Source organism: Vibrio sp. 2134-1, from assembly GCF_033339495.1.
On record NZ_JAWOUS010000959.1, the window covers coordinates 1 to 518 of the forward strand.

The window sequence follows — 518 nt, forward strand, 5'->3', positions numbered from 1 at the left end:
GGGGCGCACTGTTCTGGTGTAACCACGATCAACCTCGTGTGGTCAGCCGCTTAGGTGATGATAAACAATACCGCGTCGAGTCGGCGAAAATGCTGGCGGCGTCTGTACATATGATGCAAGGCACGCCGTATGTTTATCAAGGAGAAGAGATTGGTATGACCAACCCAGGTTACACTGAGATCAGCCAGTACCGCGACGTAGAAAGCACCAACATGTATGACATTATGGTCAACCGTGATGGTGTCGCACACGAGGAGATGATGGCGATTTTGGCGCAGAAGTCGCGTGATAACTCACGTACGCCAATGCAGTGGAACAGCCAAAAGCACGCTGGTTTTACCGAAGGCACACCGTGGCTTGAGGTGGCGCAGAATTACTCTGAAATCAACGCAGAAGCAGCGGTTGCTGATTTGAACTCGGTGTTCTACTTCTACAAACGTTTGATTGAGCTACGTAAACAGGTTCCGGTGATCACCGATGGCCGTTATGAAGATTTACTGCCAGAGCATCAACGTATT

General features: G+C 50.2%; 1 protein-coding gene. It reads left to right on the plus strand.

Features of this window, described 5'->3' with window-relative positions:
• The coding region (locus tag R7R78_RS29480; protein ID WP_263856361.1) for an alpha-amylase family glycosyl hydrolase at positions 1-518 on the plus strand (518 nt) is incomplete at both ends.